This is a genomic window from Pararoseomonas sp. SCSIO 73927, from assembly GCF_037040815.1.
GTDB lineage: Bacteria > Pseudomonadota > Alphaproteobacteria > Acetobacterales > Acetobacteraceae > Roseomonas.
In genome coordinates this window covers 1,007,871-1,029,706 of the sequence record NZ_CP146232.1, presented here as the reverse complement: position 1 = coordinate 1,029,706, position 21,836 = coordinate 1,007,871, and the positions used below count along the sequence as shown (strand labels likewise).

Genomic DNA, 21,836 nt, shown 5'->3' with positions numbered 1-21,836 from the left:
ACTCCCGCCCCGCCGCGCGACCCGGGCGCGCGCGCCGCGGGCCTGGATCGGGCCTTTAGCCCGATCAGTTCTGCGGGCGCTGCTTCGCCGCGTCCAGCTCGGCCTTCTTCACGGTCGTGATCGCCGTGATCTCGGCCGCCTTGCTGATGGCCTGGTCGAAGGCCGCGCTCATCTGCCCGATGGCGCCGGAGGCGTCGCCGGAAGCGCCGTTGCCGGAGCTGGCGCCAGCGCCGGAGGCGCCGCCCGCCAGACCGCCGGTGGCCGCGTTCACGATACCGCCGAGAATACCGCCCATGTTCTATCTCCTCTCTGTGTTGATCTTCAGCCGCGGCAGGAGGTCGAGGGCGGCCGCGTAAGCGCCCCGCAGCAGGGCCGTCCGGTCGTCAACGGCGGGCGAACCCTCCGCGGCCGCGCGATCGAAGCCGTCCTGCAACCGGCCGCGGATGGCGGCGAGGGCCGCGCCATCCCCGGCCAGGGCGCGCTGCAGCGGTCCCGACGGGGTCGAGGAGGTGTTGCTCACCTTTGGTTCCCTTGTGGCCTTTGCCGCGCCGGGGGCAGGATGCCCGCCCCTCGGTCTGGTCAGTAAACTGGCACGATGGCGATACGGGCCAACCCCAATCCGGCAATCTCACGCAATCGCGAACAGCATTCATATCACCGTAACACAAGCTTAACTGTAAAAGAGGGTTGCCTTCCCCCGTAACAAGTTCCGATATCCCGGCCACACGGCTCAGGCGGAGGCGATCAACCTTGCGCGGAACAGGTAATACTATAAGGCCTGCCACGTTATTGTCCGGAAGCGGCGCGGCTATGTTGATGATGCTTGCCGCGGCCACCGTGGCGGTGCCGGGCCACGCGCAGGCGCCGTCCGCCGTTCAGGCGCCCGCCGCCGGCGTACCGCAGGCTGCTGTCCCCGGCGCCGCGCAGGCGGGCGCCGCGCAGCCGGCTGCCCCGGGCACTGCGGAGGCCGCTGCGCCCGCCGTCGCCGCCGGCCCTGCCCCTGCAGACTGGCGCACCCGCCCCTTCGACTATGCGGTGGTGGACCAGGACCTGCGCGAGGTGCTGATCGAGCTCGGGAAGCGCGTGGGGCTGAACGCGGTGGTGAGCGAGGGCGTGCGCGGCCGGGTCCGCGGCCGCCTGGCCCGCGGCACTGCCATCGAGACGCTGGAGCGCCTCGCCGCCATCTACGGGCTGGACTGGTTCACGGACGGTAGCACGCTGCACGTCTCCTCGGTCGGGGAGGCGGTGTCGCGCCTCGTGGATCTCGGCGGCGTGCCGCCGGCGCAGCTGGACGCGGCGCTGCGCGCGCTCGGCGTGCACGACGCGCGCTGGCCGATCCGCGCCTCCGATCCCAATCTCGGCCTCGCCATGGTCTCCGGCCCGCCGCGCTACGTGGGGCTGGTGGAGCAGACGCTGGCGGTGCTGGCGCGCCGCCCGCGCCCGGACGGGACGCCGCAGACGGAGCCCGCCCGCATCCGCGTCTTCCGCGGCCGGACGGAGCGCGCCACTTGAACGCCGCGACGACGAACCCCGCGATGCCGGGCCAGCGCGCCGCGGGCGAGGCCTGGCGCGCCGCGCGCGGCGACGCGCGGCTGCTCGGCGAGATCGCGATGGCAGCGGCCTCCGCCGGGATGATTGAGGCGGCCGAGCCGATCCTCAGGCTGCTCGAGCGCCTCTGCCCCGAGCACCCGGCGCCCGTCGTGGCCCGCGCGGTGGCGGAGATGGGCGCCAAGCGCCCGGACCGCGCGGTGGACCTGCTGCAGCGGCAGGCGATCGGGCGGCGGCAGGGGCAGGAGGCCACGCGCGGCATCCTTCTGGTCGCGCTCGTCGCGGCCGGGCGGCGCGACGAGGCGCGCGTTCTTGCGGACCAGGTGCTGGCGGGGCCGGATTCGTCCGCCCGCCGCATGGCGGCGACGCTCCGGCCGGCCCTCGCCGGCGCGGCGCCGTCCTCGGGCGCGGCGAAGGCCGTGCCTACGGGCGCGGCGAAAGCCGTGACCCCGGGCGCGGCGCTGGCCGCGCCCCTTCCGAGAGGAGCGTTCCGATGAGCATCGGAGGAATCGTCGGCGGCCTCGTTGGCGGGCCTGCCGGCGGCGTGGCCGGCAGCCTGTTCGACGGCGTGCTGGGCCAGCAGGCGACGGACGAGATCGTGAGCAAGGGCACGGGGGTCATGTCGATGCTCCTGCAGCCCATCCTGAACGACCTGCTGTCCGACCTCGGCGACGACGGGGAGTAGCGGCCCCGCATCGCCGGACGCTGCCCCGCCGAGGCGGTGCGGCCATTTCGAAACGGAGAGAGAGGAAAAAGCATGAGCACGACGATCGCGCCGACGAATGGCGGCGGGCTGAGCCCCGCGGAGCTGAAGGCCCTGACCGACGGCGAGGGCAACTTCAGCGTTACGACCATCCAGTGGCAGGACGCCGCGAGCGCGGCCACGGGCGAGACGGCCTCCAAGCCGGCCTCGACCTCGGCCCAGCCCGCTTCGAGCGAGCCGAGCAGCGAGAACGCGAAGCTCGCAAAGGACCTCCTGCGCGAGGCCCGCGAGACGAAGGACCCCGAGCTGAAGGCGGAGCTGATCAAGTCCGCCATCGACCTGCTGAACAGCCCCGCCCCGTCCGACACGGGCTCCGCGGGCGGCTCCTCCCCGACGGGCGGCAGCTCCGACAGCGCCCCCGCCGGCGAGCCGAAGAAGTTCGAGGGCGATGCCCTGAAGCCCTACCTCTCCGCCGAGGGCGGGAACGTGGACGAGGGCAAGGACGGCGGCTGGGCCGTGGGCGACGCCCCGGGCCGCGGCCAGATGGTGGACGGCGAGATCAACCGCGGCCAGTCCCTCACCTTCACCGCTCCCGAGGAGCACGCCGACAACGCCGGCGGCACGGTGGAGCTCGGCAAGCTCTACAAGAACGGCCCGGACGGCGACCACGTCGAGAAGGCCCGCGTGACCTTCTACGACGAGAATGGCAAGGTCGTGGACGAGAAGACGGTCGAGGGCTCGGCGGACGGCAACGTCTCCGTCTCCACGGACAAGAACTTCGCCCGCGTGGAGGTCTCCCCGGAGGATGACGGCGCCGGCAACAGCCACGAGAACTCCGACTTCGTGCTGCAGTCCGTCTCCATGAACCCGGCCGGCGGCGCCGCCCCGGCCGAGGGCGCCTCCCCCGTCGCCTCCACGGGCGACAGCGCCAAGGCCGCCGAGGTGCTGGACCTGCTCGGCAAGGTGGCCGGCATGATCCCCGGCCTCGGCCCGGTGGCGCCCGAGGCGCTGGACGTGCTCGGCAACCTCGTCGACCTCATCGGCCGCGGCCGCACGACCGCCGCCTGAACACCATGAAGGCTGTCTCCCCCATCGCCGGGCCGGAGCTGCTCCCCGATCCTGAGGGCCAGGACTGGGTTGGGCTGCTGCTGGATGCCGGCCTGGTGGAGGCGGCCCTCGACGGGCTGGGCAGCGATGGGGTGCGAGTCGACGCGCGCCCCATCCTCCTGCCGGCCCCCCTCCAGGCGCCCTCCGGCGCCCCTTTCCGCCTCGCGGGCTTCCGCGGCGCGGGGGCGGGCGGCGGCGGGCCCGGGTCCTGCGGATGGGCCGGGATGGGCGGGCGCTAGCTGGCACCCGCACCGCCCCGGCCCGCTGCGCGGCGGCCCGGCCAGACGGCCCGGTCGCGGCGAGGCACGCGGCCCGGGCGGTCTTCTCCTCTCTCTCTCCGCTCCCCTGGTTCCGTGTGCCGTGCCGCGATCCGTGCCAAGAGGCCGGGCCGTGAGGCGCGGCAGTTCCGCATTCAGCCACCCCCTGCCGGGTGGAGAGCACGCCAGCGGATCGCCGCCGGCGAGAAGGAGAAGGGCTCCAGCATGGCCATCCCGCCGCCCCCGATGCCCGTCGGCCCCGCCGCCACGCAGCCGATCGCGCCCGCGCCGCAGCTGCCCGCCGGCTCCGCCGACGCCTTCCAGAACGCGCTGCGCCAGCTCGGCGCCGCCGCCTCGCCGCCCGAGGCCCTGGCCCAGAAGGTGGCCGACGGGCTGCAGGCCTTCCGCGCCCGCGCCGATTCCATGTCCCGCGACGCCGCCGGCGCCATGGCGAGGCCCGAGGCCGTGAGCGTGCCCGCGGCCCCGCCCGCCCCCGGTTCCGCCGCACCCGCCGGCGCGGTGCAGGTCGCGCAGCCCGCGGGCGATCCGGCCGGCGTGCAGGGCATGTACCGCATGGTGGTCCGCACCTTCGACTTCGCGATGGAGACGCACCTCGTCGCCAAGGCGGCGACGCAGTTCACGGGCTCCATCAACACGCTGATGAAGGGGCAGTGATGCCGCCTCTCCGCCGGCTCCGCCCGCTCCTGCTGGTGCTGCCGCTGCTGCTGCTGGCGGCCTGCAAGGTGGAGCTGAACCGCAACCTGTCGGAGCGCGAGGCGAACGAGATCGTCGCCGTGCTGCTGCGCGCGGGGGTTCCCGCCGAGCGCGGCACGGCCGCAGCCGCCGCGGGCGCGGGGGCGGGCGCCGCGCGGATGAGTAGCGTCCTCATCCCCGAATCCCGCTTCGCCGACGCGGTGGAGATCCTGCGCTCCGCCGGGCTGCCGCGGCAGCAATTCTCCTCCATGGGCGAGGTGTTCCGCGGCGAGGGCCTCGTCGCGTCGCCGACGGAGGAGCGGGCGCGCTACGTCTGGGCGCTGGGGCAGGAGCTATCCCGCACCGTCAGCGAGATCGACGGCGTGCTCTCCGCCCGCGTCCACCTCGTCCTGCCGGAGAACGATCCCTTGCGGCGTGAGACGACGCCGAGCAGCGCCTCCGTCTTCATCCGCCACGCGCCGGAGGCTGCGGTGGCCGGGCTGGTGCCGCAGATCAAGGAACTCGTCGCCAACGCCCTGCCCGGGCTGGCCTATGACCGCGTGGCCGTCACCCTCGTCCCCGCCACGGCCCCGGCCGCGCGGGAGGGGACGATGCAGCCGGCGGCGGTGGAGCAGGTCTTCGGCATCTGGGTGCACTCGGACAGCGCGGGCGTGCTGCGGCTGCTGATCGGCGGCGGCGCGGTGCTGCTGCTCCTGCTGCTGGGCGGGCTGGGCTGGCTCGCCTTCCGGCGCCGCGCTGCGATCCCGGCTCTGCCGGGCCAGGCGGCCCTGACCGCCGCCGGCGCCCCGCTGCCGCTCGGGCGGCCCGCGCCGCAGGGCGCCATCCGGCCGTGAACGAGCCCCGCGCCGACCGCCTGGCCGCGCGCCTCGCGCCGGGCCTGCCCGCCGCCGTGGCCGAGCGCCTCCTGGCCTCGCCGCGTCTGAGCGCGCGCACCCTGGCGCTGGCGCGGGCTGTCGCCGGGCGCGCCGAGGCGGCGCTGGCCGCCCTTCCCCCGGCCGAGGCCGCGCTGGCACGGGCCGGTGCCGAGGTCCTGGAACGCGCCGCCGTGCTCGCCGGCGCCGCCTGGCACGCCGGCCGGATCCGCGGGCTGCTGCGCGCGGCGGACGTGGCGGCGCTGGAGGCGGAGCTGGGGCCGGATGCGCGCCGCGCGGCGCTCGCCCACGGCGACCTGTGCTTCCCGGGGGCGGAGGGCGAGCCGCTGGCCGAGGCGGTGCGGACGGACGGCGCCGCGCTGCTGATCGCCTGGCGTGAGGCGCTGCCGGACGAGGTCGCGGAGGCGCTGCGCCTGTTCTGGCCGCTGGAGGAGCCCCCGATCCCGGAGGGCGACGACCCGCGCGCCGCGGCCGGGCGCAAGGTGATCGCCGGCATCGCGCCGCTGGCCCTGGGCCACGGCGCGTGAGCGCGCAGCGCCCGCTCGGCCGGGTGATCCCGGCCTCCGAACTCGGCCTGCTGCTGGAGGCGCGCGCCGTTCTGGACGCGGCGCGGGCGGAGGCCGCCTCCGTGCGCGAGGCGGCCCATGCCGAAGGCCTCCGCACCGGCCGCGCGGAGGGCGCCGCGGCCGCCACCCGCCTGCTGGCCGAGACCGCCGCCGCCACCCGCGCGGCGCTGACCCGCGCGGAGCCGATGCTGGCGGAGGCGCTGATAACCGCGCTCCGGAACATCCTAGGTGAGGCGCCGTCCGCGGAGCGCGTGGCCGCCGCCGCCGCCCATGCCCTGCGCGGGCTCTCCGCCCAGGGCGAGGTGGTGCTGCGCGTGGCCCCGGGCGCGGTGGAGGCCGTCTCCGCCGCCCTCGCCGGGGCGGATGGCGTGACCCTGCGCGCCGACCCCGCCCTGGGCGAGGCGGATTGCGTGGTCGAAACCGCCTTCGGCCATGTGGAGGCCGGCCTCCCCGCCCAGCTGCGCGCGCTGCGCCGCGGCCTCGGCCTGCCCGACGAGGAGCCGGCATGAACCCCTTCGCCGAGGCCGCCGCGCGCCTGCCCGGCCGCGTTTCCGCCATTCCCACGCGCCCGCTGCTCGGCAGCGTGGAGCGCGTGCTCGGCACCACGGTGGAGGCGCGGATCGGCGGCGTGCGCGTGGGCGAGCTGTGCCGGCTGCGCCAACCGGGAGAGGAACCCTCGCTGGCGGAGGTGGTGGCCGTCTCCGGCGCGCGCGCGGTGCTGACGCGCGTCAGCGGCAGCGGCGGCCTCTCCGCCGCCGCCACGGTGGAGCCCACGGGCCGCGTGCTGGAGACGCCGGTGGGCGAGGCCCTGCTCGGCCGCGTGCTGGACGGGCTCGGCAACCCGCTGGATGGCGGCGCGCCGCTGCACGGCCTGCCGCGCGTGCCGGTGGAGGGCGCGGCGCCGCCGCCGCTGGACCGCCCGCTGGTGGCGCGCGCCCTGCCGCTCGGCGTGCGCGTGATCGATTCCCTGACCACCTGCGCCGAGGGCCAGCGCGTGGGCATTTTCGGCCCGGCCGGCGCGGGCAAGTCCTCGCTGGTGGCTAGCATCGTGCGCGGGGCGCAGGCCGATGTCTTCGTCGTGGCCCTGGTGGGCGAGCGCGGGCGCGAGGTGCGGGAGTTCCTGGAGCGCGCGCTGGGCCCGGAAGGCCTGCGCCGCGCCGTGGTGGTCGCCGCCACCTCCGACCGCCCGGCGCTGGAGCGGCTGAAGGCCGCGCAGGTCGCCACCGCCATCGCCGAGTGGTTCCGCGACGAGGGCCGCCGCGTGGTGCTGCTGGTGGACAGCGTGACGCGCCTGGCCCGCGCCTGGCGCGAGGTGGGGCTGGCCGCAGGCGAACCCCCGACGCGGCGCGGCTTCCCGCCCTCCGTCTTCGCCGCGCTGCCGCGGCTGCTGGAGCGCGCGGGGCCGGCGCCGCGCGGCTCCATCACCGCCTTCTACACCGTGCTGCTGGAGGGCGAGATCGCCTCCGACCCCGTGGCGGAGGAGGTGAAGTCCATCCTGGACGGGCACCTCATCCTCTCGCCCAAATTGGCGGAGGCGGAGCACTACCCGGCGATCGACCCCCTCGCCAGCCGCTCCCGCGTGATGGACGCGGCGGTGGAGGCCCCGCACCGCGACGCCGCCGCGAAGATCCGCCGCCTCCTGGCCCGGCACGCGGAGGTGGAGCTGCTGGTGCGGGTGGGCGAGTACCGCACCGGCTCCGACCCGCTGGCGGACGAGGCGCTGTCCAAGCACGCCGCCATCCAGGCCTTCCTGCGCCAGATGGGGGAGGGGCCCGCGCCCTTCGCGGCCACGGTGGCGAAGCTGCGGAAGCTGGCGGCATGAAGCGCGAGGACGTCGCCACCCTGCAGGCCCTGCGCCGTGCGCGGGAGCGCCGCGCCGCCGCCGACCTCGCCCGCGCGGGCGCCGAGGCGGAGGCCGCGAAGGCCGAGCTCGAGCGCGCCGCCCGCATGGCCCGATCCTTCGACGCGATGCGCCGCGCGCAATCCGCCGCCGCGATCCGCGACCTGGCGGAGGGCGGGGAGGCCGCGCCCGGCCGCGTGGCCGAGACGGCGGCGCGTCTGCTGGATCTGGGCGCCCGCGCCGGCACCTATGCCGATCTCAAGCGCCGGCGCGAGGCGGCGCTGGCCGAGCGCGAGCGCCTGCGGAACCGCGCCGCCGCCACCCACCGCGCCGCGCTGCGCCGGGCCGAGGCCTGGGACGCGCTGGACGAGCGGCTGGAGGCCGAGGCGGGCCGCGAGGAGGAGCGCGGCGCCGAGGCGGAGATCGAGGAGGCCTCGGAGCTGCTCCGCCCGCGCGGCGAGGGGGAGGAGCGGTGATGGACATCCCCGCCGGGACGCTTCACGCCACCCGCCCCTGGCGCGCGCCGCGGCTGGACGCGGAAGGGGTCGCCCGCCACCGGGCTCTGGCCGCCCCGCGCGCGCCGCTGCCGCTGCCGGGCGGCCTCGCGCTGCTGGTCGGGGCGGCGCCGGCCGAGGTGCCGCCGGGCGCCGCCTGCCTGCGCTTCACCGTGGGCGGGCACGCCGCCTCCCTCACCGCCGCGGCGGTCGCCTTCGACCGGCTGCTGGGCGCGGTGGACCCCGCCGCCTCCGGCGCGCGGGGAGCGGGCGGCGCGCTGCTGCTGGAACTGCTGCTGGAGCCCGTCCTCGGCGCGGTGGAAGCGGCGCTGGACGCGCCGATGGCGGCCGTCTCGCTGGACGCGGAACCGCCCGTCGCCTTCGGCCCCGCGCTGGGCCTGACCCTGCTGACGGCGGGGGGCGAGGTGGCGCTGGCCGGGCGCCTCGCCCTGCCCGCGGTGGCGGAGGCGCGGCTGCTGCGCGCGCTCGGCGCCCTGCCGCCCGGGCCGCTGCCGCCGCCGCCCTGGCTCACCGTGCCCGTCTCCTTCCGGATCGGGGCGACGGAGATCGCCGCGTCCGACTTCGCCGCGCTGCGCCCGGGCGACGGGCTGCCCTTCGACGCCGCCCGCCGCGGGCGCGGCGAGGCCCTGGCCGTGGTGGGCGAGGCGCAGGGATGGATCGTCCGCCCGGGACCGCGGGGATGCGAGGCGCTGACGCCCCGCCGTCGGCTGGGCGCAATCGGAATGGAGGACTGGGCCGCGATGCCAGGGGATACGACGGGACCGGACGACGCCTCGGTGGAGGAGCTGCCCGTGCGGCTCGTCTTCGAGCTGGGGCGGCTGGAGGTGCCGGTCGCCGAGCTGTCCGCGGCCGGGCCGGGCCACCTCTTCCCCCTGCCGGTGGACCCGGAGAACGCGACGGTGGACATCCTGGCGAACGGCCGCCGCGTCGGGCGCGGCAGCATCGTGCAGGTGGGCGAGGGCGTGCTCGCCGTGCGCGTGATCTCCCTCGGCCGCGGAGCGTCCTGATGGAGGTGCGCCCCGACCTGCTCGCGATCATCGCGGGCGTCGCCGCCGTCGGGCTGATCCCCTTCTTCGTCGTCTCCGCCACCGCCTTCCTCAAGATCGCGGTGGTGCTCTTCCTGCTGCGCAACGCGCTCGGCACGCAGCAGACGCCGCCGAACCTCGTGCTCTACGCGATCGCGGTGGCGCTGGCGGCCTATGTCTCCGTGCCGCTGATCCTCGCGGTGCAGGCGGGGTTGCAGGGGGCGGACATGTCGAGCCCGGACGGAATGCTGGCCGCCTTGCGCGCCGCCTCGGAACCCGTGCGCGACTTCCTGATGCGCTTCGCGGACCAGCGGGAGCGCGAGTTCCTCCTCAGCGCCGCCGCCCGCGTCTGGCCGGAGGGCACGGCGGCGGGCGCCGGCCCCAACGACTTCGTCGTGCTGCTGCCGGCCTTCGTGGTGTCCGAACTCACGCGCGCCTTCGAGATCGGCTTCCTGCTCTACCTGCCCTTCATCGTCATCGACCTGCTCGTCTCCAACGTGCTGATGGCGATGGGGATGGTGATGGTCTCGCCGCTGGTGATCTCCGTGCCCTTCAAGCTCTTCGTCTTCGTGCTGGCGGATGGCTGGTCCCGCCTCACGCACGGGCTGGTGCTGTCCTACGCGCTGCCGGGAGGGGGCTGATGGATCCCTCGCCCCTCGTCCACCACCTCACGCAGTCCCTGCAATTGGTGCTCTGGCTCTCGCTGCCGATCCTCGGCGTCGCCGCGGCGGTGGGGCTGGTGGTGGGGCTACTGCAGGCCGTGACGCAGATCCAGGACCAGTCACTGCCGCAGGTGGCGAAGCTGCTGGCCGTGCTCGTCACCCTCGCCATCCTCGGGCCGCTGCTCGGCGGGCCCGTGCTGCGGCAGGCGGAGCGGGTGCTGACCGACTTCCCGGCGGCCACAAGGTAACGCGCGGGTGGGAGGCGCCTTCGCCCAGCTCTTCGACCTGCTCCTGGCGCCGATGGTCGCGCTCGGGCTGGCGACGGCGCGCCTCTTCGCCGTCTTCGCTGTCAACCCGCTCTTCACCCGCTTCGGGCTGACGGGGCTGCTGCGCGGCGGCATCGCCTTCGCGCTCGCCATGCCGCTCGTGCCCGGCCTCGCGCCGCAGGTGGCGGCGGCTGGCACGGGCGGCTACATCCTGCTCGCCCTGCTGGTGAAGGAGGCGGTGATCGGCATCGTGCTCGGCCTCGTCACCGGCGTGCCCTTCTGGGCGGCCGAGGCGGCGGGCGAGTTCATCGACCAGCAGCGCGGGTCGGAGGCGGCGACCATCCCCGACCCGTCCCAGGCGAACGAGGCGGGCATCACCGGCACGCTGCTGGGCCTGACGCTGATCGCGATCTTCTTCCTCAGCGGCGGCATGTCGCTGCTGGCGGGCGCCATCTACCAGAGCTACGCGATCTGGCCGCCGCTGGAGGCGGTGCCGCGCTTCTCGGCGGAGGCGGGGCTGCGGACGCTGGTTCTGCTGGACAACCTCGTGCGCTCCGGCCTCGTCCTCGCCGCGCCGATCCTCATCGCGCTGCTGCTGACGGAACTGGCGCTCGCGCTGGTGGGCCGCTTCGCGCCCGCGCTGAACGTGTTCGACCTCGCCATGGCGGTGAAGGGCATCGTCTTCGTCGTCTCCCTGCCGCTCTACGCCATCTTCCTGCCGCACTACCTGCGCGACCTCCTCCTGCCCCTCGCCGGCGCGGGGGAGCTGCTGCGGGGCTTCGCGCCGTGAGCGGGGGCGACAGCAGCGAGGAGAAAAGCCTCCCCGCGACGAAGAAGAAGCTCGACGATGCCCGCAAGAAGGGCCAGGTCCCCAACAGCAAGGACCTCGTCTCCGGCGCCACCTTCGCCGCGGGCGCGGGCTTCCTGCTGCTCTCGGGCGGCACCTTCGCCGCGGTGGCCACTGCCCTGGTGCGGGCGGGGGGTGAGGCGGTGACGCGCGCCGTGGCCGCGCCGAACCAGGCCGAGCGCCTCACCGCCGGCATCGGCGTGCTGCGGGGCGCGGTGGAGGAGGCGGTGTCGCAGATCGTCCTGCCGCTGCTGCTGATCGTGCCGGGGGTGGCGATCCTGGCCTCGATCGTCGCGCTGCGCGGCCTCGTCTTCTCGATGGAGCCGGTGACGCCGAAGCCGGAGAAGATCAACCCGGTGGAGGGATTCAAGCGCATCTTCTCCCTCCGCTCGCTCATGGAGTTCCTGAAGTCCCTCGCCAAGACCGTGCTGCTGGCGGCGGCGCTGGTGGCGGTGCTCTGGGGCGGGCTGCGGGCACTGCTGCTGGCGCCGTCCTGCGGCATCGGCTGCGAGGTCTCGCTGGTGAGCGCGCTCGGCACGCCGATGATCGCGGCGGCGATCCTGGTGTTCCTCGCCGTCGGCATCGGCGACCTCGGGCTGCAGTCCTGGCTCTTCGGCCGCGACATGCGGATGAGCGTGACGGAGCAGAAGCGCGAGCGGAAGGAGCAGGAGGGCGACCCGCACGTGAAGTCCGCCCGCCGCGCCCTGATGCGCGACGCCGCCACCGCCCCGCGCGGCGGCGCCGCGGCCGCGACCCTCATCCTCCACGCCCCGGCGGAGGGCACGCAGCCCGCCATCGCCATCGGCGTGCGCTTCGTGCGCGGCGAGACGCCCGTGCCCTCCGTGGTGGCGCGTGGCGAGGGGCCGCGGGCGGACGGCATCCTCGAAAGGGCCGCGGGGTCCGGCATTCCCGTGGCGCAGGAGGCGGCGGTGGCCCGTCTGCTCTGGGCGCGCACGCGCCCCGGGGCCTTCGTGCCGCAGGACCTGTTCGGCGAGGTCGCCGGCGCGATGGTGCGGGCCGGTGCTATCTGACCCCGTGCTCCCTTGTCCCGCGCCGCGGCCCGGCGGCGCTGGTCAGAATCGCGCGAGGCGGGACGGGTTTCACACCGCGCCGCCCGCGGCCCGGCCATGCTGCGCCCCGGCGCGGCGGAACGGAGGACGCCCATGACCCTCCTCGGGGGCGGCATCAAGGGATTGCTCGGCGGAGGCCCGAAGGAGGGCGCCGGCGGGGGAGGCGGGGAGCGCTGGGACAAGTCCCTCGCCGACGCGGCCGAGGGCGGGCTGAAGCTGCCGGGCGAGCTCCTGAAGGAGACCACGGGGGCCGTGAACGACCTGCTGGGCGGGCTGCTCGGCGGCGGCAAGCGGAACGAGGCCGGCGGCCGCGGCGACCCTGGCGCCTGGGACGGCGTGATCCCCGGCGGGAATGGCGGGCCGCGGCGGGACAGCAACGGCGCGCGCTGGGATGCCGGCTGGCCCTTGGGGCCGAACGCGCCGGCTCCGACGGCGCCAGGTCCGGCGGGGATCAACGCCGGGCCCGGGGTGCCGGGCGCAATCGGCGGCCAGCCAGGGGCCGGAGTGCCGGGCCCGGCGGTCGGCAATGGGGGCTTCGGGGTGCCGGCCCCGGCGGGCGGCATCGCCGGAACCGGAACGCCGGGCCCGATCGGCGGTAAGGTTGGTGCGGGAACGCCGGGCGCGGCGGGCGGAGTGCCGGGCCCCATGGGCGGCAATGCCGGGGCCGGCGCGCCCGGCGGGCCGGGGCAGCCGGTGGCGAATGCCGGTCCCGGACAGGGTCTTGCAGGAACGATATCGAACCGCGGCCAGGGGCCGGCGACCGGGCCGGCGACCGGGCCGGGGGCCGGGCCGGGTCCTGCGGCCGCCGGCGGCCCGCCGCCGGGTGCGGGGACGACGGCCCCGCCAGCCCGGGGCACGGATAGCTGGGCCGGCGGCCAAGCCGGCTTCCCGGCGCCGGGTCCGGTCGGAGGGGTCATCGGGGCGGTCTCCTCGACCCTGCAGGGCGTGACCCAGGGCGTTGGGCAGGTGCTGCAGACCCTCGTCGGCGGCGCAGCGCCCGCGCCGGGGCTCCCCGCCCCGTCGGGCCTGCTGCAGAACGCGATCCGGGCCGCGACCGAGGCCCTGCCGGCCGGGCCGGCGCTGCCGACGCCCGGCCCGGCGGTTCCCCAGGGCCCCGCGGGCGCCGTCCGCGCGACGGTCGATGCCGCGGGCGCGGCGGTCCGGAGCGTGACGGAGGGCGTGCCAACCGGGCCGACCGCCTCGCCGGCCCTGCCCGCGGCGGGCGTCGCGGCCCAGGGGGCGACCCAGGGGGCTGTCCAGGGGGCGGCCCAGGGGATCGCCCGGACGGTGACCGACGCGGTCGGGACGGTCACCCGGTCCCTCGCCGAGGCCCTGCCCACCCCCGCCGCCGCGCCGGCCCTGCCGGGTGCCGTCCGGACCGTGACGGATGCCACCGGAACGCCGGCGCGACCCGCGAGCGAGGCTCTTCCGGGCGCCCCCGCGCCGCCGGCCGCGGGTGTCGGGGGCGCGGCCCCGCCCGTGGTCGAGAGGGCGGCAGCCGCGATCCCGGACGCCGCCGGCCTGGCCCGCCTCGACGCCGTGGGCAGCCCCGCCGCAACGCTGCTGCGGGCCGGGGCGCCGCGCGAGGTCGCCTCTGCCGCCGACGCCGCCCTGCGCGACCTCCAGGCCTCGCTCACGCCGGAGAGCGCTGCCGCCCTCGCGCGCCTCACCGGCGCGGAGTCCCCCTCGCGCCCGACCGCCGCGGAACCTCTCTCGCGCCTCGCGGCCGAGGCGGCGCGGCAGGAGGCGCGAGCGGTGCTGGGGCCGCCCGCCGAGCTGCCCCCCGGCACCGCGGCGGCGCTGCTGGTGGCCGCCGGGCAGCCCGCCCCGATCGCGACCGGCGCCGCGCTGCCGCCCGGCAGTGCCGCCGTGGTGGCCCTGGCGCGCGAGCCCTCCCTCGGCATCGCGATGCCGCCGCTGACCATCGCCGTCCCGCCCGGCGGGGACGCGGGCGGCGTGGTCCTGGGCGGCGGGATCGAGGCGGTCTCCGTCCCCCCGGCCGTCGCGCTGCGGATCGACCCCGCGATCACGCCCGAGGCCGCCGCCTTCTGGACGCGGCACGCGGCCCCGGCCGCCGAGGCGGTGCAGCGGCACGTCGCGGGCGCGGAGGCGGCGCCCGTCCTGCCCACCTCTTTCGGGGCCCCGGCCGAGGCCGCCGCGGCCGCCGGGATGACCCTCTCCTTCGCCCCGGGCCCGGCCGGCTGGGCCGTGGCCGGGGCCGCGATGGGCACCGCCGCCGCCGGGACCCGCGGCGAGGGGGGCGCGACCGCCCCGCCCCTCACGGCCGGCGCGCCGCCCGCCCCCGGCGCCGGCGGCGCCACGCTGCACCTGGGCGAGGGCGCGGACCCACGGCGGGAGGCGATGGCGGGCGCCTACGTCTCCGTCACCAGCCCCGTGCCCGTCCCCATCGACCTCGCCCCCGCCCCCGGCGCCGCACCCTTGCCGGAGAGCACCCCCCGGCTCTGGCGCGAGGACGACACCGCCGCGCTCGTCGCGGTCGGCCCCGCCGGCCCTGCCGCCGCGATCGAGGAGGGGATGGCCCTCCTCGCCCGGCTGCGGGAGGGGCGCGCCGCGCGCCTCGCCGACCTCGCGCCCGGCCAGGGCATCGCCACCTGGGGGGGCTCGCCCGCGCACCTGCTGCTGGCCGGCATCGCCCGCACCGGGGAGGAGGGCGTGGCCCTCTCGGAGAGCGTCCCGCCCCGCATCGAGGTGATCCGCGGCGTCGGCGAGGAGGCCGGCTGGACCGTGCTGCGCGACGGCGCCACCGTTCGCGCCGCCCAGGCCGAGGAGGAGCTGCGCCTCGTCCTCGCCTACGGCCTCGGCGCCCCCGCCGGCCCGCACGGCAGCGGCCCCGGTGCCGCCCGCGCGCGCGAGGCCATCGCCGCCGCGCTGCTGGCCATGGAGAGCGCCCGCCGCGGCGAGGGCGCGGGTCGCCGCCGCCAGGCCTGGGCCGGCCTTGCGGGGGATTGGGTGGCGGAGCTGGTGCGGCAGGAACGCCATGGCCCGCCCCCCGGCGCCGCCGCCAGCCCGGCCGGCCTCGCGATGCTGGCCGGGCTGCACGGGCCACTGGCCGCCTGGGACGCGATGACGGCCGCCGGCGCCTCCCCCACGCCGCTGCTGCGCGCCGCGCCGCCGCCGCTGCGGGGCGGGCTGGCGCTGGCCCTCGCCTCTGGCGCCGCGCTCTCCCTCTCCTCCGTCCTCGGCGGGAGCTGGAGCGGGGCGGCCGCGGCGGATGACGGCCCCACGGGCCTGGACGCCGCGCGCGAGGGCTTCGCCATCGCCGCCGCCTCTGCCCTGCGCGGGGAGGGCGGGCTGGACGCGGCCGCGCGCGCCCTCGGCCACTGGGGCGCGGCGGCGATCCGCACGGCCCATGTCGCGCGGCTGTCCCGCGGGGACGGGCTCGCCATCGCGGCGAGGCTGGGGCGGTTCGAGATCGTCGGGTAGGGCGGGCCGTGGGCCGGTGTTCCGGTCTTGGGGCCGCGGCCTGTCCCGGAGGAGGGTCTCCCTCCGGAGCTTTCCCCGGCCGTTTCTCCGCCCTCTGCCGCTACCCTCAGCCCCTGCCGCGCGACCGAGCAAGGGCGGCCGAGACCTCCGCCGCCGCGCCCTGCAGCACGGGCAGCAGGCGCCGCACGACCTCGTCCCGCTCCGCCGCCTCGTTGAGGTACATCAGGTTCAGCGCGGCCACGGCCACCCCGTCGAGCAGCACGGGCACGCCGATCGCGCCGGCCAGCCCGCCGTACTCCCGGGCGGCATAGGCGCCGTCCATGGTGGCGAAGCCGGCCTCGCGCACCCCGCGGAGGAGGTCGTCCGCGCGGGGCGGGTCGCGCGCCGGGTCGTTCCAGGGATCGGGCGCCGCGGCGGCCAGCGCCAGGGCGCGCTCCCGCTCCGCCGGCCCGCAGAAGGCGAGGAAGGCGCGGCCGAGCGAGGTTCCCAGCACGGGCGCCCGGTAGCCGGGGCGCCGCCCGAAGAGCAGCCGCCCCTCGACCCGGCTGGTATGGGCGACGACCATCGCGTCCCCGTCGAAGACGCCGACATCGGAGGGCCAGCCGGTGCTCCGCCGCAGCGCCTCCATCACCGGCGTGGCGGCGATGCCGACCTCCCGGTGCGCCACGTAGCCCGCGCTGAGCTCGAGCGTGCGCCCGGTGGGCAGGTAGGCGGCCCTGTCCCGCTGGCGGATCACCAGCCCCGCATGGATCAGCGTCTCCAGCATCCGCACCACCGCCGGCTGGTTGAGGCCGGTGAGGCGGTGGATGTCCTTCACCGTGGCGCCGTCCGGCCGGTTCACCGCGCGGAGCACCTCCAGGCCGCGGAGCAGGGCGGTGACGGGTTCGTAGGAGGGCATCGACGAATCTTTCGAAGGGCGGCGAATCTCTGTTCCCCGGCCCGGGATCCCGCTGCTAGGCTAGTTGTGAAACACAATTTCAGCAAATGAAACTGACAGGGCGGCCGGGGAACCTGCTGCCGGGAGGAAGCGCCCGAATGGGCCAGTCGGCAGGTCTGTCCGGCGAGGATCGTCCTCGCGGCGTGGAACCGTCCCCCGGACCCCTGGCCGGGCTGAAGGTGCTCGACCTCTCCCGCGTCCTCGCCGCCCCCTGGGCGACGCAGATCCTGGGCGACCTGGGGGCCGAGGTGCTGAAGGTGGAGCGGCCCGGCAAGGGCGACGACACCCGCGGCTGGGGCCCGCCCTTCCTGGAGGACGGATCGGCGCGGCCCGACGCGGCCTACTACCTCTGCGCCAACCGCAACAAGCGGTCGCTGGCGATCGACTTCGCGCGGCCCGAGGGGGCGGCCCTGGTGCAGCGCCTGGCCGATGGGGCCGACATCCTCGTCGAGAACTACCGCGTGGGCGGGCTCGCGAAGTACGGGCTGGACGCGGCGGCCCTGCTGCGGCGGAACCCGCGCCTCCTCTACCTCTCCATCACCGGCTTCGGCCAGACCGGCCCCTACGCGGCGCGCGGCGGCTACGACTTCCTGATCCAGGGCATGAGCGGGCTGATGAGCGTGACCGGCCGCCCGGAGGGCGAGCCGGGCGAGGGGCCGGTGAAGGTCGGGCTGCCCGTCAGCGACCTGTTCACCGGCCTCTACGCCACCACCGCGGTCCTGGCGGCGCTGAACCACCGGCACCGCACCGGGGAAGGGCAGCACATCGACTGCGCCCTGCTCGACAGCCAGGTGGCGCTGCTGGTGAACCAGGCAATGAACCACCTCGTCGGCGGCGAGGTGCCGCGGCGGCTGGGCAACGCGCATCCCAACGTCGTGCCCTACCGGGATTTCGCCTGCGCCGACGACTACATCCTCGTCACCTGCGGGAGCGACGGGCAGTTCCAGGCCCTCTGCCGCCTGCTCGGGCGCGACGACCTCGCGGCCGATCCGCGCTTCGCCGGCAATGCCGGACGGCTGCGCGACCGGCGCGTGCTGGAGGTGGAGCTGGCCCGCTCCATCGCGCCCTGGCGCGCGGCGGAGCTGCTGGACGCCATGGCGAAGGCCGGGGTGCCGGGCGGGCCGATCAACTCCATCGACCAGATCCTGGCGGACCCGCAGATCGCCGCGCGGGAAATGCTGCGCCGGATGCGCCGGGACGACGGGACGGAGATGGATGTCATCGCCTACCCCGCCCGCCTGTCCCGCAGCCCGGCCAGCTATCGCCTCGCCCCGCCGCGCCTGGGGCAGGACACGCGCGCCGTGCTCGCCTCCGAGCTGGGGCTCGGCGGGCGGGAGATCGAGGCGCTGCTCGCCAGCGGCGTCATCGCCGCCGCCGGGCCCGCCCGCCAGGACCGGAACCAGGACCGGGAAGCGGAGAGGACAGCATGACCCACCCCGATCGCCGCACCCTGCTGGCGGGCTTTGGCGCGCTGCTGGCGGCCGCACCCGCCGCGCGCGCCCAGCCGGCCCCCTGGCCCGCGCGGCCGATCCGGCTGGTGGTGCCCTTCCCGCCGGGCGGGCCGACCGACATCGTGGCGCGCGTGCTGGCGGAGCGCATGTCGCGGGCCCTGGGCCAGCCCATCCCCGTGGAGAACCGGCCCGGCGCCAACGGCAACATCGGGAACGAGGCCGTCGCGAAGGCGGAGCCGGACGGCTACACGGTGCTTTACAACACCTCTTCCATCGCGCTCAGCCCCGCGCTCTACACCCGCCTGCCCTACGACGCGGCGCGCGACCTGTCGCCGGTGCTACAGACCGCGACCATCCCGCTGGTGCTCGCGGTGAACCCCTCCCTGCCCGTGCACGACCTGCAGGGCTTCGTGGAGCACCTGCGCGCGCGGCCGGGGAAGCTCTCCTACGGCTCCGCGGGGAACGGCAACGTCACCCATCTCGGCGCCTTCCTGCTGCTGCGGTCCCAGGGGCTGGAGGCCGTGCATGTCGGCTACCGCGGCAGCGCCCCGGCCCTGGTGGACGCCGCCGCGGGGCAGGTGCAGTTCCTGACGGACACGGTGAACTCCGCCCTGCCCCTGATCCGCGAGGGCCGGCTGCGCGCCCTGGCCGTGACCAGCACAAAGCGCCTGGCGCCGCTGCCGGACGTGCCGACGGTGGCCGAGACGCTGATCCCCGGCTTCGAGGTGGGCGCCTGGCAGGGGATGATGGTGCCCGCGCGCACACCGCCCGCGATCGTGGAACGGCTGAACGCCGCGGCGATGGGGGCCCTGGCCGATCCCGAGGTGCGGGCGAGGCTCGCCGAGCAGGGCACGGAGCCGCTGGGCTCCACCCCAGAGGAGTACGGCCGCATCCTGCGCGAGGAGACCGCCCGCTGGGGCCGCGTGATCGCCGAGAGCGGCGTGAGGCTGGACTAGCCGCATGATCGGTGCCCTTCCGCTCGCCGCCATCCCGCCGGAGGACGAGGCGCTGCGCCCGGAGATCCGCGCCTTCCTGCGGGAGACCGTGGCCGACATCCCGCCCGAGCGGCGCGCGCGATCCTGGATGGGCTTCGACCCCGAGTTCAGCCGGGGGCTGGCCGCGCGCGGCTGGCTGGGCCTGACCTTCCCGAGAGAGTACGGCGGCGCCGGGCGCGGCCCCTTCGCGCGCTACGTGCTGGTGGAGGAGCTGCTGGCCGCCGGCGCCCCCGTCTCCGCCCACTGGATCGCGGATCGCCAGAGCGGGCCGCTGATCCAGCGCTTCGGGACGGAGGCGCAGCGCCGCTTCTACCTGCCGCGCATCTGCCGGGCGGAGGCCTTCTTCTGCATCGGCATGAGCGAGCCGAACACGGGATCGGACCTCGCCAGCGTGGCCACCCGCGCCGTGCGGGACGGCGATGGCTGGCGGCTGAACGGCGCGAAGATCTGGACCACCAACGCCCAGCACTCCCACTACATGATCGCCCTGGTGCGGACGAGCGGCACGGCGGCGGACCGGCACGGGGGCCTGTCCCAGATCCTCGTGGACCTGCACGCGCCGGGCGTGCGGATCGGCCCGATCCGCGACCTGGCCGGGGACGCCCACTTCTCCGAGGTGGTGTTCGAGGACGTCCTTCTGCCCGCCGATGCCCTGATCGGCGAGGAGGGCTCCGGCTGGGCACAGGTGAACGCCGAACTGGCCTTCGAGCGCAGCGGGCCGGAGCGCGTGCTCTCCTCCGCCGTGCTGCTGGACGAGTGGGCGCGCTGGCTGCGCAAGGCCAGTGAGGCCGGGAATGCGAGCGAGGCGGCGGAGGCGCTGCTGGGCCGCCTGCTGGCGCACTTGGCCGTGCTGCGCGCCATGTCCGTCGCCGTGACGGGGCGGCTGGTGGCGGGCGAGAGCCCCGTGGTGGAGGCGGCGCTGGTGAAGGACCTCGGCACCGAGTTCGAGCAGCTGATCCCGGTGGTGGTGGCGGACATCCTGGCCCGCCCGGGCCCCACCCCGCCCGGGCCGCTGATGCGGACGCTGGCCTATACGGCGGCCATGGCGCCCTCCTTCTCGCTCCGCGGCGGCACGCGGGAGATCCTGCGCGGCATGATCGCGCGTGGGATGGGGCTGCGCTGATGGACGGCCTGCTGCTCCGTTCTGCCGAGGAGCTGTTCTCCCGCCACGCCACCCCCGCGGCGGTGCGCGCCATCCGCGCGGGCGGCCCGCCCGGGGTGCTGTGGGAGGAGCTGGAGCGCGCGGGCTTCCCCGACGCGCTGGTGCCGGAGGAGGCGGGCGGGATCGGCCTCGGCCCCGCGGAGGCCCTGCCCGTGCTGATGGCGGCGGGGCGCTTCGCTGTGCCGCTGCCGCTGGGCGAGACGATGCTCGCCCGCGCCGTGATCAGCACGGGCCGGGCCGCCGCCGGGGAGAGGGCGCCGCCCGGCGCCATCCTCCTCGGTGAGCCCTACGCCGATGGCGCGCGGGTGCCCTCGGCCGTCACCGCCGCCTGGGTGCTGCTGCAGGGGGAAGACGGTGCGCGGCTGCTGCCCGTGGAGGAGGCGGAGGAGGACGAAGGCGCCGGCTCCCCCCTCGGCCGCGTCCTGCGCTGGCCCGGCGACGCGGGACGGCGCCTGGCCACCCCGGACCCTCTCCCTGCCGGTGCCTGGGCGGAGACGGCCGCCATGGCCGGTGCCATGGAGCGCGTCCTCGAGAGCACGGTCCGCCACGTGGGGGAGCGCCGGCAGTTCGGCCGCCCGGTCGCCGCCTTCCAGGCCGTGCAGCAGCAGGTCAGCGTGATGACGGAGGACGTCTTCGCCGCCCGCATGGCGGCGCAGCTCGCCTCTGTGCCCGACGGCAACGGGATCGCCGGGCTGAACCCCCTGCGGATCGCCGCCGCCAAGCTGCGCGTGGGGGAGGCGGCGCAGCGCGTCTCCGCCATCGCCCACGCCCTGCACGGCGCCATGGGCATCACGGAGGAGCTGGACCTGCACCTGCTGACGGAGCGGCTGCGGACCGGCCGGATGCGCTTCGGCGGGGAGGCGCACTGGGGCGCCTGGCTCGGCCGCCGCTTCCTGGCCGGCAACGAGACGGAAACCCTGGCCTTCGTGCGCGCGCATCTGGGCCCATCAGCGCCGGAGGCGACGGCATGAGCGACTTTCTTCTCTTCGAGCGCGAGGGGCCGGTGGTCACCCTCACCATGAACGCGCCGGAGCGGCGCAACGCCCTGGGCATCGAGGGCGAGACGACGGAGGCCTTCACCGAGGCTTGCCGCCGCATCGCCGCCGAGCCGGACCTGCGCGCGGTGATCCTGACGGGGGCGGGCACGGCCTTCTCCGCCGGCGGCGACCTGAAATCCATGCGCGAGCGCTTCGGAATGCCCCCGGCGGAGATCCGCGAGAGCTACCGGCGCGGCATCCAGCGCATCCCGCTCGCCCTCTACGAGCTGGACGTGCCGACGATCGCCGCGGTGAACGGCCCGGCCATCGGCGCGGGGCTGGACCTGGCTTGCATGTGCGACATCCGCATCGGCGCGGAAAGCTCCCTCTATGCCGAGAGCTTCGTCAGCGTGGGCATCGTGCCCGGCGACGGCGGCGCCTGGCTGCTGCCGCGCGCGGTCGGCCAGTCCAAGGCGGCGGAGATGGCCTTCACGGGAGATCGGCTGGACGCGCGGGCGGCGCTGGAGTGCGGGCTGATCTCCCGCGTGGTGCCGGATGGCGCGCTGATGGACGCGGCGCGGGAGCTGGCCGGCCGCATCGCCCGCAACCCGCCCCAGGTGCTGCGCATGACCAAGCGCCTGCTGCGGGAAGGGCAGCACATGCGGCTCTCCTCGCTGCTGGAGATGTCGGCGGCCTTCCAGGCCCTGGCACACACCACGCGGGACCACGAGGAGGCGGTGAACGCCTGGTTCGACAAGCGCAGGCCGGAGTTCGAGGGCCGGTAGCGGGTAGCCGGTCGCGGCCCCCGGCCCTTCAGCGGCCACGCCCTGCCGCCCGCCATGCGCGCCCCGCAGGGCGCCATCGCGGCGGCAAGGTCC

Annotated in this window: 25 protein-coding genes; 22 read left to right on the top strand and 3 right to left on the bottom strand. The window is 76.5% G+C overall.

Annotation, left to right across the window (positions count from 1 at the left end):
- Positions 1–64 precede the first annotated feature (64 nt).
- Complete coding sequence (locus VQH23_RS04880; protein WP_338664499.1) at positions 65–295, bottom strand: hypothetical protein; 231 nt, start codon at positions 293–295, stop codon at positions 65–67.
- Positions 296–298: 3 nt separating this feature from the next.
- Complete coding sequence (locus VQH23_RS04875; RefSeq protein ID WP_338664498.1) at positions 299–520, bottom strand: hypothetical protein; 222 nt, start codon at positions 518–520, stop codon at positions 299–301.
- 296 nt (positions 521–816) lie between these two features.
- Between VQH23_RS04875 and VQH23_RS04870 the strand changes: the two genes are divergently transcribed.
- From VQH23_RS04870 to VQH23_RS04790, 17 genes are all read left to right on the top strand, one after another.
- Positions 817–1,512 carry a hypothetical protein gene (locus tag VQH23_RS04870; protein ID WP_338664497.1) on the top strand — a complete coding sequence of 232 codons (696 nt, stop codon included), beginning with the start codon at positions 817–819 and terminating at the stop codon, positions 1,510–1,512.
- Positions 1,509–2,045 (top strand): hypothetical protein, encoded by a 537-nt coding sequence (locus VQH23_RS04865; RefSeq protein WP_338664496.1) that lies wholly within the window; start codon positions 1,509–1,511, stop codon positions 2,043–2,045. The genes VQH23_RS04870 and VQH23_RS04865 overlap by 4 nt, the downstream gene beginning before the upstream one ends.
- Positions 2,042–2,233 (top strand): hypothetical protein, encoded by a 192-nt coding sequence (locus tag VQH23_RS04860; RefSeq protein WP_338664495.1) that lies wholly within the window; start codon positions 2,042–2,044, stop codon positions 2,231–2,233. Before VQH23_RS04865 ends, VQH23_RS04860 begins: the two co-directional genes overlap by 4 nt.
- A 72-nt stretch (positions 2,234–2,305) precedes the next feature.
- Positions 2,306–3,319, top strand: coding sequence for a hypothetical protein (locus tag VQH23_RS04855; RefSeq protein ID WP_338664494.1), 1,014 nt, complete (start codon positions 2,306–2,308; stop codon positions 3,317–3,319).
- Positions 3,320–3,324: 5 nt separating this feature from the next.
- The gene (locus tag VQH23_RS04850) at positions 3,325–3,597 is read left to right on the top strand and encodes a hypothetical protein (RefSeq protein ID WP_338664493.1); all 273 of its coding nucleotides are present in this window, start codon (positions 3,325–3,327) and stop codon (positions 3,595–3,597) included.
- Positions 3,598–3,840: 243 nt separating this feature from the next.
- Positions 3,841–4,290: a hypothetical protein gene (locus VQH23_RS04845; RefSeq protein ID WP_338664492.1), complete on the top strand. Its 450-nt coding sequence runs from the start codon at positions 3,841–3,843 to the stop codon at positions 4,288–4,290.
- Entirely contained in the window at positions 4,290–5,162 is an 873-nt protein-coding gene (sctJ, locus tag VQH23_RS04840) for a type III secretion system inner membrane ring lipoprotein SctJ (protein WP_338664491.1), read from the top strand. The genes VQH23_RS04845 and sctJ overlap by 1 nt, the downstream gene beginning before the upstream one ends.
- The gene (locus VQH23_RS04835) at positions 5,159–5,728 is read left to right on the top strand and encodes a hypothetical protein (RefSeq protein WP_338664490.1); all 570 of its coding nucleotides are present in this window, start codon (positions 5,159–5,161) and stop codon (positions 5,726–5,728) included. The genes sctJ and VQH23_RS04835 overlap by 4 nt, the downstream gene beginning before the upstream one ends.
- Positions 5,725–6,276 (top strand): FliH/SctL family protein, encoded by a 552-nt coding sequence (locus tag VQH23_RS04830; protein ID WP_338664489.1) that lies wholly within the window; start codon positions 5,725–5,727, stop codon positions 6,274–6,276. Before VQH23_RS04835 ends, VQH23_RS04830 begins: the two co-directional genes overlap by 4 nt.
- The gene (locus tag VQH23_RS04825; RefSeq protein WP_338664488.1) at positions 6,273–7,589 is read left to right on the top strand and encodes a FliI/YscN family ATPase; all 1,317 of its coding nucleotides are present in this window, start codon (positions 6,273–6,275) and stop codon (positions 7,587–7,589) included. The genes VQH23_RS04830 and VQH23_RS04825 overlap by 4 nt, the downstream gene beginning before the upstream one ends.
- The gene (locus VQH23_RS04820; RefSeq protein WP_338664487.1) at positions 7,586–8,083 is read left to right on the top strand and encodes a hypothetical protein; all 498 of its coding nucleotides are present in this window, start codon (positions 7,586–7,588) and stop codon (positions 8,081–8,083) included. Before VQH23_RS04825 ends, VQH23_RS04820 begins: the two co-directional genes overlap by 4 nt.
- Entirely contained in the window at positions 8,083–9,129 is a 1,047-nt protein-coding gene (sctQ, locus tag VQH23_RS04815; protein WP_338664486.1) for a type III secretion system cytoplasmic ring protein SctQ, read from the top strand. The genes VQH23_RS04820 and sctQ overlap by 1 nt, the downstream gene beginning before the upstream one ends.
- Complete coding sequence (gene sctR / locus VQH23_RS04810; RefSeq protein WP_338664485.1) at positions 9,129–9,788, top strand: type III secretion system export apparatus subunit SctR; 660 nt, start codon at positions 9,129–9,131, stop codon at positions 9,786–9,788. The genes sctQ and sctR overlap by 1 nt, the downstream gene beginning before the upstream one ends.
- Positions 9,788–10,057, top strand: a complete 270-nt coding sequence (gene sctS / locus VQH23_RS04805) for a type III secretion system export apparatus subunit SctS (RefSeq protein ID WP_338664484.1) — start codon at positions 9,788–9,790, stop codon at positions 10,055–10,057. Before sctR ends, sctS begins: the two co-directional genes overlap by 1 nt.
- A 7-nt stretch (positions 10,058–10,064) precedes the next feature.
- Positions 10,065–10,865, top strand: coding sequence for a type III secretion system export apparatus subunit SctT (sctT, locus tag VQH23_RS04800; protein ID WP_338664483.1), 801 nt, complete (start codon positions 10,065–10,067; stop codon positions 10,863–10,865).
- Positions 10,862–11,953, top strand: a complete 1,092-nt coding sequence (locus VQH23_RS04795; protein ID WP_338664482.1) for an EscU/YscU/HrcU family type III secretion system export apparatus switch protein — start codon at positions 10,862–10,864, stop codon at positions 11,951–11,953. Before sctT ends, VQH23_RS04795 begins: the two co-directional genes overlap by 4 nt.
- 132 nt (positions 11,954–12,085) lie before the next feature.
- The gene (locus VQH23_RS04790; protein ID WP_338664481.1) at positions 12,086–15,436 is read left to right on the top strand and encodes a hypothetical protein; all 3,351 of its coding nucleotides are present in this window, start codon (positions 12,086–12,088) and stop codon (positions 15,434–15,436) included.
- A gap of 106 nt (positions 15,437–15,542) precedes the next feature.
- Here the strand turns inward: VQH23_RS04790 and VQH23_RS04785 are convergent, their stop codons facing one another.
- The gene (locus VQH23_RS04785) at positions 15,543–16,334 is read right to left on the bottom strand and encodes a helix-turn-helix domain-containing protein (protein WP_338664480.1); all 792 of its coding nucleotides are present in this window, start codon (positions 16,332–16,334) and stop codon (positions 15,543–15,545) included.
- A 182-nt stretch (positions 16,335–16,516) separates the two neighbouring features.
- On the opposite strand from VQH23_RS04785, the gene VQH23_RS04780 reads away from it, so the two are divergent.
- Genes VQH23_RS04780 through VQH23_RS04760 form a run of 5 tightly spaced genes read left to right on the top strand, consistent with a single transcriptional unit; the run spans position 16,517 to position 21,743 of the window.
- Positions 16,517–17,803, top strand: coding sequence for a CaiB/BaiF CoA-transferase family protein (locus VQH23_RS04780; protein WP_338664479.1), 1,287 nt, complete (start codon positions 16,517–16,519; stop codon positions 17,801–17,803).
- Entirely contained in the window at positions 17,800–18,780 is a 981-nt protein-coding gene (locus VQH23_RS04775) for a tripartite tricarboxylate transporter substrate binding protein (RefSeq protein ID WP_338664478.1), read from the top strand. The genes VQH23_RS04780 and VQH23_RS04775 overlap by 4 nt, the downstream gene beginning before the upstream one ends.
- Before the next feature lie 4 nt (positions 18,781–18,784).
- Positions 18,785–19,942 (top strand): acyl-CoA dehydrogenase family protein, encoded by a 1,158-nt coding sequence (locus tag VQH23_RS04770; RefSeq protein ID WP_338664477.1) that lies wholly within the window; start codon positions 18,785–18,787, stop codon positions 19,940–19,942.
- Positions 19,942–20,952, top strand: a complete 1,011-nt coding sequence (locus tag VQH23_RS04765; protein ID WP_338664476.1) for an acyl-CoA dehydrogenase — start codon at positions 19,942–19,944, stop codon at positions 20,950–20,952. The genes VQH23_RS04770 and VQH23_RS04765 overlap by 1 nt, the downstream gene beginning before the upstream one ends.
- A complete protein-coding gene (locus VQH23_RS04760) occupies positions 20,949–21,743 on the top strand; it encodes a crotonase/enoyl-CoA hydratase family protein (RefSeq protein ID WP_338664475.1) in 795 nt (264 codons plus the stop codon). The genes VQH23_RS04765 and VQH23_RS04760 overlap by 4 nt, the downstream gene beginning before the upstream one ends.
- Positions 21,744–21,836: the final 93 nt, after the last annotated feature.